Annotated in this window: 1 protein-coding gene, 1 tRNA gene and 1 pseudogene; 2 read left to right on the forward strand and 1 reads right to left on the reverse strand. The window is 54.9% G+C overall.

Annotated elements, in window-relative coordinates:
- Together FEV53_RS20140 and FEV53_RS20145 are read left to right on the forward strand one after the other, a co-directional pair.
- A pseudogene (locus FEV53_RS20140) lies at positions 1-1,089 on the forward strand (IS3 family transposase); the annotation flags it as partial.
- A 181-nt stretch (positions 1,090-1,270) separates the two neighbouring features.
- Positions 1,271-1,347: transfer RNA gene (locus FEV53_RS20145), tRNA-Arg, on the forward strand.
- A 230-nt stretch (positions 1,348-1,577) separates the two neighbouring features.
- Here FEV53_RS20145 and FEV53_RS20150 read toward each other — a convergent pair.
- The coding region (locus FEV53_RS20150; RefSeq protein ID WP_142836126.1) for an IS3 family transposase at positions 1,578-1,835 on the reverse strand (258 nt) is incomplete at its 5' end.

The raw sequence follows: 1,835 nt of genomic DNA on the forward strand, positions 1-1,835 counted from the left end.
CTACCGCTGGAAGAAAAAGTACGGTGGAATGGGCACGGACCAATTGAAGGAACTAAAGCGTCTTCAGAAAGAGAATGAGCGGCTGCGCAAGGCTGTTTCGGATCTGACCCTGGACAAGCTGATCCTGGCGGAGGCCGCAAAGGGAAACTTCTGAGCCCCGCTCGTCGCCGTACCTGCATTGATCGTGTTCGTGCAGAACTGAACGTTTCGGAACGTCGCGCGTGTCGCGTTCTGAGACAACACCGATCGACACAGCGCAAGGTACCCATTGGTCGTCCAGACGAAGAGCGCTTGGTGGCAGATATGATCGAGCTAACCCGGCAATATGGACGGTATGGCTATCGTCGGATTGCAGCAATGCTCAGAGATGCTGGCTGGCATGTGAACGATAAGCGCGTCGAAAGGCTGTGGCGACGATAGGGGCTGAAAGTCCCAATGAAGCAACCAAAGAAGGGACGGCTCTGGCTGAACGACAGCTCGTGTGTCCGGTTGCGGCCTGAGCATCCAAATCATGTTTGGTCATATGACTTCGTGCATTGCCGCACGGACGATGGGATGGCGTTCTGGACATTGAATATCATTGACGCGTACAGCCGGGAATGTCTGGCGATCCGTGTCGACAGGAAGCTGAACTCAGGCAACGTGATCGATGTGCTGAGCGACCTGTTCATCCTGCGCGGTGTGCCTTCGTTCATTCGGTCTGACAATGGCCCGGAGTTCGTTGCTCAGGCCGTACAGGACTGGATCAAAGCTGTCGGCGCGAAAACGGCTTACATCGAACCTGGATCGCCCTGGGAGAACGGATATGTGGAGAGCTTCAATGCCCGTTTCCGCGACGAGTTCCTGAATGGCGAAACCTTCTACAGCCTGCGCGAGGCGCAGATCCTGATCGAACAATGGAGGAAATACTACAACACTAAACGACCACACAGTGCATTGGGCTACCGCCCACCAGCCCCGGAAACCGTCGTCACGATGGACCGAAGGCCAGTCATGCACTCACAATCACATTGGACCACTCAAGTGGGGCTGATCACGGGGCCGCGCGTCCACGATCCCACTCCCAGCCAAGCCAGTGCGGGACGATGAGCGCCCTTTGGGTGTCGGTCAAAGTCATTCCGATCAAGGCCACCTCCCAATTGGCAACCTTGAATCACTCACCCGCCGATCTGAGAACCCTCAAAAGTCCAAAGTCCGTAACATAACTTCACTCGAAAACTATCAAAATGCGCTTGCAAACCTTCAGAGTCGTCGGTAATTCCCACCCTACGCGCTGGTAGCTCAGTTGGATAGAGTATCTGACTACGAATCAGAGGGTCGGGGGTTCGAATCCTCCCCAGCGCGCCAACCTATTCATGTGTAAATTGCCAGATGACTTTTCCTTTTTGGACAAGTTCTTTCCTCATGCGGTGGCATCGCCGGCGCCAGACCCTTACCTCGCAGGGATCATCATCGAGGTAAAAGTCTTGCGAAACAACAAAGGCAAGGAGCGCTCCTGAAATGAAGGAAGGATCCACCTGCCATCTTAGCGTTGTCTTGATCTTCGTCCCTGTTTCCGGACAGTGTGATTGTTGACGCTACGCGGCGATTTTCCAACTCATTTCTTCGAAAGCCTGCGCTGGCGTCTGGTAGCCTATGGCTGAATGCCGTCGCTGGCGGTTGTAGAAGACCTCGATGTATTCGAAGATCGCGGCCCTGGCCTGTTCTCGGGTTCTGAACCGATGGCGATGGACCAGCTCCTTTTTCAGCGAAGAAAAGAAGCTCTCCATCGGGGCGTTATCGAGGCACTGACCCTTGCGGCTCATGGATTGCTCCAGCTTGGCGTGGCGGATGAT

The organism is Palleronia caenipelagi (assembly GCF_007004065.1).
In the GTDB taxonomy this organism is placed as follows: domain Bacteria; phylum Pseudomonadota; class Alphaproteobacteria; order Rhodobacterales; family Rhodobacteraceae; genus Palleronia; species Palleronia caenipelagi.